Origin of the sequence: Streptomyces sp. NPDC012474 (assembly GCF_042955185.1) — a bacterium.
GTDB lineage: Bacteria > Actinomycetota > Actinomycetes > Streptomycetales > Streptomycetaceae > Streptomyces > Streptomyces cahuitamycinicus.
This window is the reverse complement of sequence record NZ_JBIBEP010000011.1, coordinates 96,477-110,526: the sequence shown is the minus strand read 5'-3', so window position 1 is coordinate 110,526 and position 14,050 is coordinate 96,477. Positions and strand designations below refer to the sequence as shown.

The following is a 14,050-nucleotide window of genomic DNA, read 5'->3' as shown; positions in this document are numbered from 1 at the left end:
CGCTGTGCTGGCGTAGGCTGGGCCCATGACCACCCCCCAGGAGCTCGCGGAAGGGCTCGACGACCTTCCGTACAACGTGTTCGCCAAGGCCTGTCCGTCGCGCGGCACGCTGGAGCATGTCACGGGCCGCTGGGGCGGCCTGGCGCTCGGCGCCCTGTACGAGGGTTCGCTGCGCTTCAACGAGCTGCGCCGCCGCGTCGACGGGGTGAGCGAGAAGATGCTGTCCCAGACGCTGCACGCCCTGGAGCGCGACGGCCTGGTCCACCGCGAGGCCCAGCCGACGAATCCGCCCCGGGTGGACTACGAGCTGACGCCCCTGGGGCGCGAGGTGGCGCAGCGGCTGCTCGCCCTGATCCACTTCGTGGAGGGCAGCATGGACGAGGTCCTGGCCGCCCGCGAGCGGTACGACTCCGCTAGGGCGTGATCCGCGGCGGCCGCTGGCACTTCGGGCAGAAGTAGCTGGACCGGTTCATCCAGGGCCGCCGCCGCATGGGCGTGCCGCAGCGCCGGCAGGGCAGGCCCTCACGGCCGTACGCGTCGAGCGACCGGTCGAAGTAGCCCGACTCCCCGTTGACGTTGACGTACAGGCTGTCGAAACTGGTGCCCCCCACCGCGAGGGCCGCGTTCATCACGTCCCGCACATGTCCCAGGAGCATCAGGGTGCGCGGGCGCGTGAAGGTCGCGGTGGGGCGCTCGTAGTGGATGCGGGCGCGCCACAGGGCCTCGTCCGCGTAGATGTTGCCGACGCCGCTGATCAGCGACTGGTCGAGCAGGGCCCGCTTGATCGTGGACCGCTTGCGGCGCAGCGCCCGGTGGAAGGCCTCGTCGTCGAAGAGCGGATCCAGCGGGTCGCGGGCGATGTGCGCGATGACGTCGGGCAGGCCGTCGGGGGTGTTCTCGTGCAGCGAGAGGCCGCCGAAGGTGCGCTGGTCGACGAAGCGGAGTTCGGTGTCGAGGGCGTCGGTGAAGCGGACGCGGATGCGCAGGTGCTTCTCGTCCGGGGCCGTGTGCGGCTGGACAAGGAGCTGGCCACTCATGCCGAGATGGGCCAGGATCGACTGGTCCGTGTCCTCCAGGGGCAGCCACAGGTACTTGCCGCGGCGGCTGGGCACGCCGATGCGGTGGCCCTTCAGGCGGTGTGCGAAGTCGTCGCCGCCCGCGAGGTGGCGGCGAACGGCGCGCGGGTGCCGTACCTCGGTCTCGGCGACGGTCCGGTGGGCGATCCACCGCTCGAGACCGCGCCGTACGACCTCGACCTCGGGCAGCTCGGGCATGGGGTCCCCCGTCACAAACCTGTGGATGACGCGAGCGCCCGCCCCGGGCAGGGGCGGGCGCTCGGGTGCGCTGTGCTTGCCGCCCTTGGAGAGGGCGGCGGCGGTCAGACGTCGGCGGAGCCGTCGGTGACCGTCTGGGCGGCGGCGTGAGCAGCTGCCGTCTGCGTCGCCTCGGCGGCCTTCGCCGCCTTGGCGCGCTCGTCCGCCGCGGCCCGGATGGACCGCCATGCGGACTCGGCGGCCTGCTGCTCCGCCTCCTTCTTGCTGCGGCCGGTGCCGGTGCCGTACGAGACGCCTCCGACGCGGGCGGCAGCAGTGAAGGTCTTCTCATGATCGGGGCCGGTCTCCGTGACCAGGTACTCGGGGACACCGAGCCCCTCGGTCGCGGTGAGCTCCTGGAGACTGGTCTTCCAGTCCAGGCCGGCTCCGAGGTTCGAAGACTTTTCGATCAAGGGGTCGAACAGGCGGTGCACCAGCTCCGCCGCCGAGTCCAGTCCCTGGTCGAGATAGACGGCGCCGATCACCGCTTCCAGGGTGTCGGCGAGGATGGATGCCTTGTCCCGGCCGCCCGTGCCCTCTTCACCGCGGCCGAGCCGGATGAAGGAGCCCAGGTCGAGCCCGCGGCCCACCTCGGCCAGCGCACGCGAGTTCACCACCGCGGCCCGCAGCTTGGCCAGCTGGCCTTCTGGGAGATCGGGGTGGGTGCGGTACAGCGTGTCCGTGACCACGAGGCCGAGTACGGAGTCCCCGAGGAACTCCAGACGCTCGTTGGTCGGCAGACCGCCGTTCTCGTATGCGTACGACCGGTGGGTCAGTGCGCGTACCAGAAGGGCGGACTCGAGCTTGTAGCCGAGCCGCCCTTCCAGAAGCGTGGGGGACGAGGCCTGGTTGTCCGCCGGAGCACTCCCGCTCACACGGGAAGACTTGTTCTTAGGCGTGGACACAGTGCCTCTCACCAGCCGCTCAGACCTCGAGGACCTGGCGCTTGTTGTAGGTGCCGCACGACGGGCACGCGATGTGCTGCTGCTTGGGCTCGTGGCAGCGCTCGCACGCAACCAGGGTGGGGACCGCAGCCTTCCACTGCGACCGGCGGTGGCGCGTGTTGCTGCGCGACATCTTCCGCTTCGGAACAGCCACGGCTACTTCTCCTGCTTCTCGTCGGCGCGTGCTGACTGAGGCGCGCCGCCGCTCATCTCGTCCTTCTCGCCGTCCTTCATGGTGCCGGCGAGTCCCTGCAATGCCGCCCAACGGATGTCGACGGCGTCGTGGTGGTGGTCCGGGTCGTCCGCCAGCCGTGCGCCGCACTCGGCACACAGACCGGGGCAGTCTTCCCGGCACACCGGCTGCAGCGGCAGTGCGAGCACCACCGCATCACGCAGCACGGGCTCGAGGTCGAACAAGCCGTCCTCGAGGAAGAGCCTGTCCTCGTCGTCCTCGGCGTCGTCGCCCGGTTCCGCGATCACGCGGCCCCGGTCGTCGGCGTCAGGGTACGAGAACATCTCCTGGAACTCCGCTTCGAGCGCCTGCTCGAGCGGCTCCAGACACCTTACGCACTCCCCCTCGGCCGTGGCACGGGCGGTGCCCGTGACGAGCACCCCTTCCATGACCGACTCCAGGCGGAGTTCGAGCTCCACCGGGGCGCCTTCCGGCACTCCGATGACTCCCTTGATACCGAGGTCCGTGGGAGCGTCGACCGTGCGGGTCAAGCGCTGCTGCGCACCAGGCCGCCGACCCAGCTCGTGTGTGTCGAACACGAGGGGGTTGCGGTGGTCGAGGCGGGCGTTCAGGGCCATTCCTGCTTTCGGTGAGAGCTCGGGTGACGCCGCCCTTCGGTGTTCCCGGGCAGCGTGGATCGCGGACGTACACGCGACCGAAGAGCCAGGATACTGGACCTTTCGCTCACGGCCCAATCCGGTCCTCAGCCCTGGCCGCGACCCTGCTCGTAGGCCCGCAACTGCTCGGCGCTGATCATGCCGGTGTCGAAGAGGCTGGTCTCGTCGAGGGCGTAGTCCTGGTGGCCCTGTTGCGCCTGGGAGGCCTGCTGCGGTTGCTGCTGGACCTGGTTCGGGTCGTAGGCGGCCTGCTGGGGGTCGTAGCCCTGGAAGGGGGTGCCTCCCGCCGGAGCGTAGCCGGAGGTGGTGGAGTAGGGATCGGCCTGCTGGTAGCCGTAGGGGTCCTGCTGAGCGGCGTAGGCCTGCTGCGGGTAGCCGTAGGGGTCGGGCTGCTGTTGGTAGCCGTACGCGGGCTCCGGCTGCGGCGGCGCGTAGTCCTGCTGCTGGGCGGGCCGCTCGGCCGGGGGCTTCTGGTCGGTGAGGGCGGCCAGGTCGGCGAGGTAGTCGGCGTCGCTGGAGTGCTGGACGGTGCTCGCGTCGTCGGCGAGGGCTCCGAGGTCGTCGCTGGCGATCCGGCCGTGCAGCTTCTGCCGGCCGCGGCCGACGGCCTCCAGGGTCTTGGCGAGGACCGCCTCGAAGGCGCCCAGCTTGACGTCGACGTACTCGTCGGCGCTGCGACGCTGGGTCTCGGGGTCGTGGCTGCGCTCCGGGGCGTCCTCGTCCTCGTAGCCCCGCTCGTCGGTGCCGGGGCCGGTGCCCAGGAGTTTCTCGCGGCCGCGCCCGACGGAGCCCAGGGTCTTGGTGAGGACGACCTCGAAGTTGGCGAGCTTGGAGTCGACGTACTCGTCGGCCTCGGCGCGGATCTCCTCGGCCTCCTGGCGGGCCTCGGCGAGGATCCGGTCGGCCTCCGCCTGGGAGCGGCGGGCGACCTCGGTGCCGGAGATCAGCGAACCGCGCTCGGCGTGCGCGCCCTCGATGATCCGCTGGGCCTCCTGACGGGCCTGCTCGACCATCTGCTCGCGGCCGCCGATCAGCTCCTGGGCCTGGGCCAGGGAGTCGGGCAGCGCCGCGCGCACCTCTTCCAGCATCGCGAGCAGGTCGGCGCGGTTGACCACGCACGAGGCCGACATGGGCATGGACCGGGCGCCGGAGACCGCGGAGACGATCTCGTCGAGCTTCTTCTGCACGTCCACCGTGTGCTCGCCACTCTCTACAGATGCGTTGGAGACGGACGGGACGACTGTACGGCCACGGGGTCGCCCCGGAACACCGGGTGACGGGCAGTCAGGCCCAGGGGGGACGTCCGGGGCCGGTTCAGTCCTTCCTCAGGCGCTCGGTGAGGACGCCGAGGACCTCCGCCGGCACCAGGTGGGAGACGTCGCCGCCCCAGGTCGCGACCTCCTTGACCAGGGAGGACGACAGGAAGCTGTAGGTGGGGTTGGTGGGGATGAAGAGGGTCTCCACGCCAGAGAGGCCGTTGTTCATCTGGGCCATCTGCAGCTCGTAGTCGAAGTCGCTGACCGCGCGCAGGCCCTTGACGATGGCGGGGATCTCGCGCTGCTTGCAGAAGTCGACGAGCAGGCCGTGGAAGGCCTCGACGCGGACGTTGCCGTATTCGGCGGTGACGCGGCGGATCAGGTCGATCCGCTCCTCGATCTCGAACAGGCCCTTCTTGGCCTGGTTGATCATCACCGCGACATAGACCTCGTCGTACAGCCTGGAGGCGCGGGAGATGATGTCGAGGTGTCCGTTGGTGATCGGGTCGAACGACCCGGGACAGACGGCGCGGCGCACTTGTGTTCCCTCGCTCTCCGGTCCGGTCATCGTGCGTCTTCGCACGTAGAGGCGGCGCGACCGTACCAAAACGTTCCCTCGCCGTAGCGACGGGCCCGGAGGGGTTCGAAACCCTCGGGCCACCGGAATTCACCGCCTCTGGTGCTGCGCTCCACGGTGACGAGGGCTTCCTCGGCGAGCCAGCCTTCTGTACGGAGTGTGAGGAGGATCTCCCGAAGATCGTCGTCCGTGACGGCGTACGGGGGGTCGAGGAAGACGAGGTCGTACGGGGCGCCGGGGGGTGGCGTACGGATGATCTGTTCCGCTTTGCCGGATCTGGCCTCGGCGCCGGGGAGGCCGAGGTTCTTCACGTTCTCGCGGACCGTGCGGGCCGCTCGTGCGTCGGCCTCGACGAGGAGGGCGTGGCCCGCGCCTCGGGAGAGGGCCTCCAGGCCAACGGCTCCTGACCCCGCGTAGAGGTCGAGGACGCGTTCGCCTTCCAGGGGGCCGCCGAGGAGGCTTTGCCAGGTGGAGAAGAGGCCCTCCCGGGCGCGGTCCGACGTGGGGCGGGTTCCTGTACCTGGCGGGACGGCCAGGCGGCGTCCGCCGGCTGTGCCGGCGATCACGCGGGTCATCTGTGGTCCTTGCGTGTGGGCGGCTTCAGGTTCATTGTGGCTGGTCGCGCCCCCGCGGCGGTAGCCGCATATGGATTACGCCCCGCGCCTCTTGGGGGGCAACACCTGTCACCCCTTTTCCAGGTACTGCTCCCTTTCCTCGTCCAAGAGGGCGTCCAGTGCTGTCCGCAGCCCGGGAAGATGGGCCAGTTCCGGGTCGGCGGCCACTACCGCTGCTGCCTCTTCCCTGGCCTGCGCGATGATCTCCTCGTCCTCGATGACCGCGAGCATCCTGAGGCTGGTCCGGGCGCCCGACTGGGCCTGGCCGAGGACGTCGCCCTCGCGGCGTTGTTCCAGGTCGATGCGGGAGAGTTCGAAACCGTCGAGCGTGGAGGCGACCGCACCCAGGCGCTGGCGGGCCGGGCTCGCCTCGGGCATCTCGGTGACCAGGAGGCAGAGGCCGGGGGCGGAACCACGGCCCACACGGCCGCGCAGCTGGTGGAGCTGGGAGACGCCGAAGCGGTCGGCGTCCATGATCACCATGGCGGTCGCGTTCGGGACGTTGACGCCGACCTCGATGACCGTCGTGGCGACCAGGACATGGGTCTCACCGGCGGCGAAGCGGCGCATCACGGCGTCCTTGTCGTCGGGGTGCATCCTGCCGTGCAGGACTTCGACCCGCAGGCCCCGGAGGGGACCCTTGACCAGCTGATCGGCCACGTCGAGGACGGCGAGGGGCGGGCGCTTCTCCGCGGCGTCCTCCGGGGACTCCGGCGGCTTCTTGCCGCCGGACTTCTTCGGGGCGTCCTCCTCGTCGCCGATGCGGGGGCAGACGACGTACGCCTGGTGGCCGTTCTCCACCTCCTCGCGGACCCTTTCCCACGCGCGGGACAGGAAGTGGGGCTTGTCCGCGGCCGGGACCACATGGCTGGCGATCGGCGAGCGGCCCGCCGGGAGCTGGTCCAGGACGGACGTCTCCAGGTCGCCGAAGACGGTCATCGCGACCGTGCGCGGGATGGGCGTGGCCGTCATGACCAGCAGATGCGGGGGCTGCTTGCCCTTGCCGCGCAGGGCGTCGCGCTGCTCCACGCCGAAGCGGTGCTGTTCGTCGACCACGACCAGGCCCAGGTCGTGGAACTGCACCTTGTCCTCGATCAGCGCGTGCGTGCCGATGACGATGCCGGCTTCGCCGGTGGTGAGGTCGAGCAGGGCATGCCGCCGGGCCGCCGCACCCATGGAGCCGGTGAGCAGCACCACCTTGGTGGCCTGCTCGGCCCCGCCCAGCATGCCGCCCTCGGCCAGCTCGCCCATCATCTCGACGATGGACCGGTGGTGCTGCTGCGCGAGAACTTCGGTGGGCGCGAGCATGGCGGCCTGCCCGCCCGCGTCGACCACGGCGAGCATGGCGCGCAGGGCGACCATGGTGTTGTGGGTGACAGTGAAGTTGTCCGTGACGTAGGCACGGCTGGGGTGGGCGACGCTGATGCACTGGACGGGCTTCCGCCCCACGTACTCGACCGCCCGGATGCCGCGCCGGAACGTGTTGCACTTCGGCCTTGGACGTACACGTTCGGCTTTGCGAGTGAGCCGGAACGGGGCGTACGCGTCCGGCAGGGACACCTGCACGTTGTACGCGGCCTTCTTCGGCAGCACGCGTGCCCGGCCGCCCAAAGAGCGCACGAGCCATGCGACGTCCTCCGCGAGCCGGCGTGAAGCCGAGCAGAGGGAGATGCTCATGCCATCGGCCTGGACGGTGCCGTCCGTGTCCAGAAGCCCTTGCAGGACGGCGAGACGGTCCTTGATCGAAGCGTTCTTGAAGGCCGGAGGGACGAACTTGTCGTGGGACGTCCTTCCCCAGAGGCCCAACTCGCACAGGACCTGGATCACCGGGTTGCGCACGCCTCCGGCACGTTGCTTGAGCTGGATCGTGTAGTCACCGTGTGAGCCCTTCACCGGTACCAGCAGGCAGTCGGGTGCCACTGCCGCCGCCACCGCCTCACGGATCTCGTCGTCGATGATGGAAAAACGGAGATTGTGCCGGAATGAACCATCTCCCAGCAGCAGCCCGATCAGATAAGGGTCGAGGGGCAGCCCGGCGTCGCGACCGAGGTCGACCGGCTTCGCAGGCGGGATGTACCACTTCGAGGACCCGTTGGCCTTGAACGTGTCGAGACGGATCTCCCGGGTCGTCATGACCTTGGGAGTCTGGCCACGGTGCCGACCACAGCTCGTGCCGACGATCCAGAGATGCTCGTCGTCGCACTCGACGGAACTCCCGTCGGACAGGACCAAGCGCCACACGTCGCGCTCACCCTGCGGGAAGACGCCATCGATCAGCCCGATGCCTCCGTCCGGCACCACCACCTCGTCCCCCTCCCGCAGATCTCCCATGCGGCGGAAGCCCAAAGGCGTGAGCACCTGCGCGTCGAGGGGCTGGGCCTTGCCCGAACCGACCTCCCCCTGCAGCAGCCGGTGCATCGGATGGCTCGTGGCCAGGTCGTCGAAGATCTCCCGGGAGACGCGCTGCTGGCCGTCGGTGAGGGTGAACGGGAGGCGGGCGTCGAAGGCCGTGAGGAGGCCGTCGGGGGCGGGTCTGCGGGGGACGGCGGGGAGTTGGGCGTCCGCGTGGCGGCGGCGGGCCAGGGCGACCTGGAGGACGAAGGCCTCGTCCCACTTGAGGCGGGAGCGGGCGTCCTCGATGTCCGCCTTGGTGTGCGGGCGGTGGATCTTGAGGAGGGCTTCGGGGAGGGGCACCAGGCCGCGGCCTTCACGCAGGGTGTCCGGGAGCGGGTCGACGGCCTCCTGGGCCGTGGGCAGGACCGTCTGGATCGCCTTGCCGATCTTCCAGGACTCCAGCTTGGCGGTGGCGGGGTAGATCGGGATCAGCGCGCCCGCCCAGGTCTCGACGGACTCCTCCGGGTCGCCGCGCAGCAACTCGTAGGCCGGGTGCGCGAGTTGAAGGCGGCGGTTGAAGACGGAGACCTTGCCCGCGAACATCGCACGCGTGCCCGGCAGCAGTTCCTTGTGGGGTTTGTGGACGCCCGCGCCGAAGAAGACCAGTTGGAGCCGGCCGCTGCCGTCCGTGATCGTGACCTCCAGGCGCTGGCCCTTGCCGCGCGGGGCCTTGGCGGAGGCGAACGTGTGCAGGCGGGCGTCTGCGACCTGCGCGACCACCGTGACGTGCTCGTCCATGGGGAGGTCGGCGAGGTGGGTGAGCTGGCCGCGCTCCTCGTATCTGCGCGGGTAGTGGTGGAGGAGGTCGCCGACGGTGAGCAGGCCGAGGTGCTCGGCCATCACCTTCGCGGTGGCGGGGCCGAGCACCGACTTCAGCGGCTGTCGCAGGGGTTCTTCCAGTGCGGGCACGAGATCCATTGCACACCACGCCACTGACAATGGCTCCCAGGCCGCGGCCGGACCGCCGTAAAGGTCCCGGAAACCCCTGGTCAGGCGGTTGGTTCGGGCCTTAGGATGACGCGCTCCCGGCCCTCTTTCGCGGTCACCGCCCCACCGGGACCGCCCGACCCCGCGCCGTCGCGAGTCCCCCACCGGCGCCGTGAAGATGGACTCCCAGACCTCACAGGCATCCCAGGCACCCCGTCCGCCCTCGTCACCTCATACGTTCCAGGTCGACCTGCGTGGTCTGGTGGACCTGCTCTCCCACCACCTCTACTCCAGTCCGAAGGTCTATCTGCGGGAGCTGCTGCAGAACGCCGTGGACGCCATCACGGCCAGACGCGCGACGGAACCCGACGCTCCGGCCCGGGTCCGGCTGTACGCCGAGGGCGGTGCGCTGCGGGTCGAGGACACCGGCGTGGGCCTCACCGAGGCGGACGTGCACAGCCTGCTCGCCACCATCGGGCGCAGCTCCAAGCGGGCGGAGGGGCTTCAGGAGGCCCGGTCCGACTTCCTCGGGCAGTTCGGCATCGGGCTGCTGGCCTGTTTCGTCGTCGCCGAGCGGATCCGGGTCGTCAGCCGCAGCGCCCGTACGCCCGGGGCGCCGCCGGTGGAGTGGACGGCGGCCGACGACGGTTCGTACACCGTGCGGACGCTGCCGGACGCCGAGCGGCCCGAACCGGGCACGACCGTCCACCTGGTGGCCCGGGCGGGTGCCGCGGAGTGGCTCTCGCCCGGGCGGGTCGAGGCGCTGGCCCGGGACTTCGGGTCGCTGCTGCCGTACGACGTCCGGGTCGGCGACGAGGCGGTCACCGACCTTCCGGCGCCCTGGGACCGTCCGTATCCGGGCCCGGCCGCCCGGCGCGTCGCCCTCGCCCGGCACTGCCACGGGCTGTTCGGCTTCACACCGCTGGACACGATCGACCTGTCGGTGCCGCTGGCCGGCATCCGCGGGGTGGCGTACGTGCTGCCGTCGGCGGTCAGCCCGGCCCAGCGCGCCGGTCACCGCGTGCACCTCAAGGGCATGCTGCTGACCGAGCGGGCCGAACAGCTGATGCCGGACTGGGCGTTCTTCGTGCGCTGCGTGCTCGACACGGACAGTCTGCGGCCCACGGCGTCGCGCGAGGCGCTGTACGAGGACGAGACGCTGGCGGCCGTGCGGGAGGCGCTGGGCGAGCGGATCCGGGCCTGGCTGACGGGGCTCGCGGCCGGTGATCCGGAGCGGCTGGCCGCGTTCCTCGCGGTGCACCACCTGGGCGTGAAGTCGCTGGCCCGGCACGACCGGGAGATGCTGCGCACGATGCTGCCGTGGCTGCCGTTCGAGACGACCGACGGGCGGCTGTCCCTGGAGGAGTTCGCGCAGCGACACCCGGTGGTGCACTTCACGCGGACCGTCGAGGAGTACCGGCAGGTCGCGCCGATCGCGTCCGCGCAGGGCATCGGCGTGATCAACGGCGGCTACACCTACGACAGCGAGCTCGTGGAGGCGCTGCCGTCGGTGCGGCCGGGGACCGTGGTCGCCGAGCTGGACGCGGAGACGGTGACCGCGCACCTGGACGCGGTCGACCCGGCCGAGGAGCTGGCCCTGTCCGGCTTCCTGGCGGCGGCCCGGGCCCGGCTCGACCCGCTGGGCTGTGACGTCGTCCTGCGGGCCTTCCACCCGCTCTCCGTGCCCGCGCTGCACCTCGACGACCGGGACGCCCGGCACGAACAGACCCGTGCGGATGCCGAGGCACAGGCCGACGACCTGTGGGCGGGGATCCTGGGCTCCCTGCGGGGCAGCGCCCCACGCGCGCGTCTGGTGCTCAACCACCTCAATCCGCTGGTCCGCAGGATCGGCGCGCTGCCCGACCCGGAGTTGATCGGCACCGCCACGGAGTCGCTCTACGGGCAGGCGCTGCTGATGGCGCAGCGACCGCTCAGGCCGGCCGACTCGGCGCTGCTCAACCGCGCGTTCATCGGCCTCCTGGAGTGGGCCACGCACAGCGAGGACGGTCAGGCATGACGGAGATCACCGACTTCGACGCCCTGCGCGAGGCGATGGCGGAGAACTCCGGGCAGCCGGAGGGGCCGGCCCGCAACGCGCGCGCGGAGGCGCTGCTGACGGCGGCCGAGAAGCTGAACGTCCCGCTCGCCGTCATCGAGGCGCTCGGCCACCAGCTGAAGGTCTACAACTACAGCTCCGAGAAGGGGAAGATGTTCGTCCCCTTCGCGCGCCTGCTGCGCATGTGGGACGAACGGCCCGAGGACTTCGACGCGTACGAGACCCACTCACTGCACTGGGTCTTCAAGTGGGTCTCGGCCGGCATGCTCGACCAGCCGCACGTCCCGCTCGCGTCGATCGAGAAGTGGCTCGGCGAGATGGAGCACCGCTACCGGCTCGCCGGGCACTCCGAACGGGCCGTGCGCAGCGCCGAGCACAGTGTGGCCGCGCATGTCGGGGACGTGGCGCGGGCCGAGCGGGCGTACGCCGCGTGGCTGGCCGCCGACCGGGACAGCATGGCCGACTGCCACGCCTGTGAGCTGCACGTACAGGGCTGGTGGCAGGCGGAGCAGGGGCGGGACGCGCAGGCGCTGGAGCTGTGGGGGCCGGTGCTGGAGGGCGAGTACAGCTGCGCCCACGAGCCGCACACGGCCCTCGCGTCGTCCCTGCTGCCGCTGCTGCGGCTGGGGCGTGAGGAGGAGGCCCGGTCCCACCATCTGCGGGGCTTCCGGCTCGTCCGGGCGATGGAGAGCATGCGTGGCGCCTACGCGGAGCACGTGGAGTTCTGCGCGCTCACCGGCAACGAGGCACGGGGTCTGGAACTGCTCGCGGAGCGGCCCGCGTACTTCACGGACGACGGGCAGCCGCAGAGCAAGCTGGACTTCATGAGCGTGGTGGCTCTGCTCATGGACCGGCTGACCGTCCTCGGGCTGGGCGAGGGGCAGGTGCCGGGCCCGGCCGGCCGGGAGTGGACCGCCCGTGAACTCGCCGCGCACGCGCGTGAGGTGGCCCTCGCCCTGGCGGCGCGCTTCGACGAGCGCAACGGCACGGCGCACGTGAGTGAGCGGGCACGCGCGCGTATGGCGCGGCAACCGCTCGCGGAGCGCCTGCCGCTGGGGGTGCGGTCGGTGCGGCCGGCCCCGCCGACCGCTCGCCCCGCGGTGCCGGTCCCCGGCACCGCGCAGCCGGATCTGCCCGCCCTGCTGGCCGAGGCACGGCGGCTGTCGGACACCCTGCGGCCGGGAGCCGTGGAGGCCTGGGCGGCTGCCGCCGAGGCCGCGGAGGGCGCCGGGCTGGACCCGCGCGACCGTGCCGAGATGGCCGACCACGAGGCGATGTCCCTCGGTTCCGAGGGTGCCGAGCTCTTCGAACGGGCCGCCGGCCTCTACCTGGAGGCGGGCGACCCGGGCGAGGCCCTCGCCGCACGCGCGCGTGGAGCGTACGTCCGCGCTCTCGCGGGGGATGTGGAGGGCGCCGTCGCGGCGGTGACCGGCCCGTACGACGAGGTCCTCGCGCTGTACGCCGCCGACGGCACGGGCATCCGGCAGACGGCGTCCGTCGTGATGAGCCGGGCGCGGATCATGACCCGCCGGGCGCACGGCGGCGAGAGCGACCCGGTGCCTCTCGCCGAGGCCGAGGCCGCCGTCCGGGAAGTGCTCGCGCTCGTCGAGGGCCGGGCCGGGGAGGACGTACGACTGGCCGCGCGGGTCGCCGAGGCCCGGGCGATGCTCGGGGAGCTGGCGGGGCTGGCCGGGGACCTGGAGAGGGCAGCGGAGCTGTTCGCGCGGGGCGCCGCGGCGTTCGTGGCGGCGGGGCTGCCGTGGTTCGCGGTGGAGTACGAGGCCCGGCTCGCCTCTCTGGCTCACCACCTCGGCGACATGGCGGAGGCGGAACGGGCGCTGCGGGCGGCCCTGGAGCACGGCGGGGCGCACCTGGAGGCGCCCGGACGGGCCCAGCTGCACCTTCAGCTCGCCGAGGTCGTCGGCGGCCGGGGCGAGGCCGTGGAGGCCGCCCGGCACGCCCTGGAGGCCGCCCACTGGGCCGACGAGGCGGGCGAGTCGGCGACGCTGGGGGCGTGGGCGCGGCAGCAGCTCGGCGGGTTCCTGCTGCGGCAGGGGCGGTGGGCCGAGGCCGCGGAGGTGCTGGAGTCGGCGCTGCCCGAACTGACCGCCGAGACGCACGGCGACGGAGCGGTCGTGCAGACGCAGTGGTGGCTCGGCGACTGCCTGAGCGAGCTCGGCGAGCACCGGGCGGCCGCCGAACGGCGCCTGCAGGCCGCCGAGATCGCCAGGCAGTGGCCCGAGCAGCACGACCACGCGACCCTCGCCCACCTGGCCGGAGAGTCCCTCGGACAGGCCGGACTGCCCGCCGAGGCGGACCGGGCCTACGCGCGCGCGGGCGACCTGTGGCGCGAGCTCGGCAACATCCACGGCCTGGTCCGCTCCCTGCGCGCCCGCGCCTGGCTGGAGCTCCGCGCGGAGGACGGGCTGGGAGGGGCACGCGGCCTGATGGCGGAAGCGGTCCGGGAGTGCGAGGCGGCACGGAAGGCAGCCACCGACGAGGAGGCCCGTCAGCAGCTCGTCGCCGAACTCGGCCACACCCACCGGCAGTTCGGCGACCTGCTGGCCCGCTCCGCCGAGGACGCCGAAGGCGCGCCGGTCCTCGAGGGGTTCGAGGAGGCGCTGGCCCAAGTGGTGCGTTCGGCCGAGGTGTTCGCCTCACTCGGGGACGGCGCCCTGCACAGCCGCACCGGCGCGGAACTCGCCGCGGGCCGGCTGGAGGCAGACCTGGGCCGCCCCGCCGACGCGACCGCACGCGCGCGTGCGGTGCTGGCGGCGTACGAGGGTCACGACGACGCGGAGGCGACCGACGGGGACGGCGACGCGGTGCGGGCCCGCCGGGCGGAGGCGGAGCAACTGCTCCGCCTCGTGGCGGAGCGGCCGGACTGATCCCGACGGCGACCTGGACGCGCACGGAGCCCCGCTCGGGCAGTTGCCCCTGACGGAGCCCCCTGCTCGGGCCGTTGACCCTGGCGGAGCCAGCCCTGCTCGGGCAGTTTGCCCAGACGGAGCCGCCGCTCGGGCAGTAGTCGCGCATGCAGCCCCCGGCCGAACAGTAGACACACACGGAGCCCTGCTCGGGCAGTTTGACTCGCACGCAGCCCCGCCCGGCAGTAGTCGC

Annotated in this window: 11 protein-coding genes; 3 read left to right on the top strand and 8 right to left on the bottom strand. The window is 71.9% G+C overall.

What is annotated here, in order from left to right; genetic code table 11:
- Nucleotides 1-25: 25 nt before the first annotated feature.
- The gene (locus ACFY9S_RS23925) at nt 26-424 is read left to right on the top strand and encodes a winged helix-turn-helix transcriptional regulator (protein WP_391131770.1); all 399 of its coding nucleotides are present in this window, start codon (nt 26-28) and stop codon (nt 422-424) included.
- Here ACFY9S_RS23925 and mutM read toward each other — a convergent pair.
- The 8 genes from mutM to ACFY9S_RS23885 form a co-directional block, all read right to left on the bottom strand.
- Entirely contained in the window at nt 414-1,274 is an 861-nt protein-coding gene (mutM, locus tag ACFY9S_RS23920) for a bifunctional DNA-formamidopyrimidine glycosylase/DNA-(apurinic or apyrimidinic site) lyase (RefSeq protein WP_391131768.1), read from the bottom strand. The genes ACFY9S_RS23925 and mutM overlap by 11 nt on opposite strands.
- 104 nt (nt 1,275-1,378) lie before the next feature.
- On the bottom strand, nt 1,379-2,230 hold the full coding sequence (gene rnc / locus ACFY9S_RS23915) for a ribonuclease III (protein ID WP_391131766.1): 852 nt from the start codon (nt 2,228-2,230) through the stop codon (nt 1,379-1,381).
- Nucleotides 2,231-2,237: 7 nt separating this feature from the next.
- Nucleotides 2,238-2,411 (bottom strand): 50S ribosomal protein L32, encoded by a 174-nt coding sequence (rpmF, locus tag ACFY9S_RS23910; RefSeq protein WP_003951102.1) that lies wholly within the window; start codon nt 2,409-2,411, stop codon nt 2,238-2,240.
- A 2-nt stretch (nt 2,412-2,413) separates the two neighbouring features.
- Nucleotides 2,414-3,067: a YceD family protein gene (locus ACFY9S_RS23905; RefSeq protein ID WP_391131764.1), complete on the bottom strand. Its 654-nt coding sequence runs from the start codon at nt 3,065-3,067 to the stop codon at nt 2,414-2,416.
- A gap of 125 nt (nt 3,068-3,192) precedes the next feature.
- On the bottom strand, nt 3,193-4,299 hold the full coding sequence (locus ACFY9S_RS23900; RefSeq protein WP_391131762.1) for a cell division initiation protein: 1,107 nt from the start codon (nt 4,297-4,299) through the stop codon (nt 3,193-3,195).
- A gap of 121 nt (nt 4,300-4,420) precedes the next feature.
- Nucleotides 4,421-4,900, bottom strand: a complete 480-nt coding sequence (gene coaD / locus ACFY9S_RS23895) for a pantetheine-phosphate adenylyltransferase (RefSeq protein WP_033313182.1) — start codon at nt 4,898-4,900, stop codon at nt 4,421-4,423.
- 26 nt (nt 4,901-4,926) lie between these two features.
- Nucleotides 4,927-5,514, bottom strand: a complete 588-nt coding sequence (gene rsmD / locus ACFY9S_RS23890) for a 16S rRNA (guanine(966)-N(2))-methyltransferase RsmD (protein WP_391131760.1) — start codon at nt 5,512-5,514, stop codon at nt 4,927-4,929.
- Between the two features lie 108 nt (nt 5,515-5,622).
- A complete protein-coding gene (locus ACFY9S_RS23885; protein ID WP_391131758.1) occupies nt 5,623-8,865 on the bottom strand; it encodes a helicase-related protein in 3,243 nt (1,080 codons plus the stop codon).
- Between the two features lie 187 nt (nt 8,866-9,052).
- Here ACFY9S_RS23885 and ACFY9S_RS23880 point away from each other — a divergent pair, with 187 nt between their 5' ends.
- The gene (locus ACFY9S_RS23880) at nt 9,053-10,891 is read left to right on the top strand and encodes an HSP90 family protein (RefSeq protein WP_391131757.1); all 1,839 of its coding nucleotides are present in this window, start codon (nt 9,053-9,055) and stop codon (nt 10,889-10,891) included.
- Nucleotides 10,888-13,818 carry a tetratricopeptide repeat protein gene (locus tag ACFY9S_RS23875; protein ID WP_391131755.1) on the top strand — a complete coding sequence of 977 codons (2,931 nt, stop codon included), beginning with the start codon at nt 10,888-10,890 and terminating at the stop codon, nt 13,816-13,818. The genes ACFY9S_RS23880 and ACFY9S_RS23875 overlap by 4 nt, the downstream gene beginning before the upstream one ends.
- The last annotated feature ends 232 nt before the right edge of the window (nt 13,819-14,050 follow it).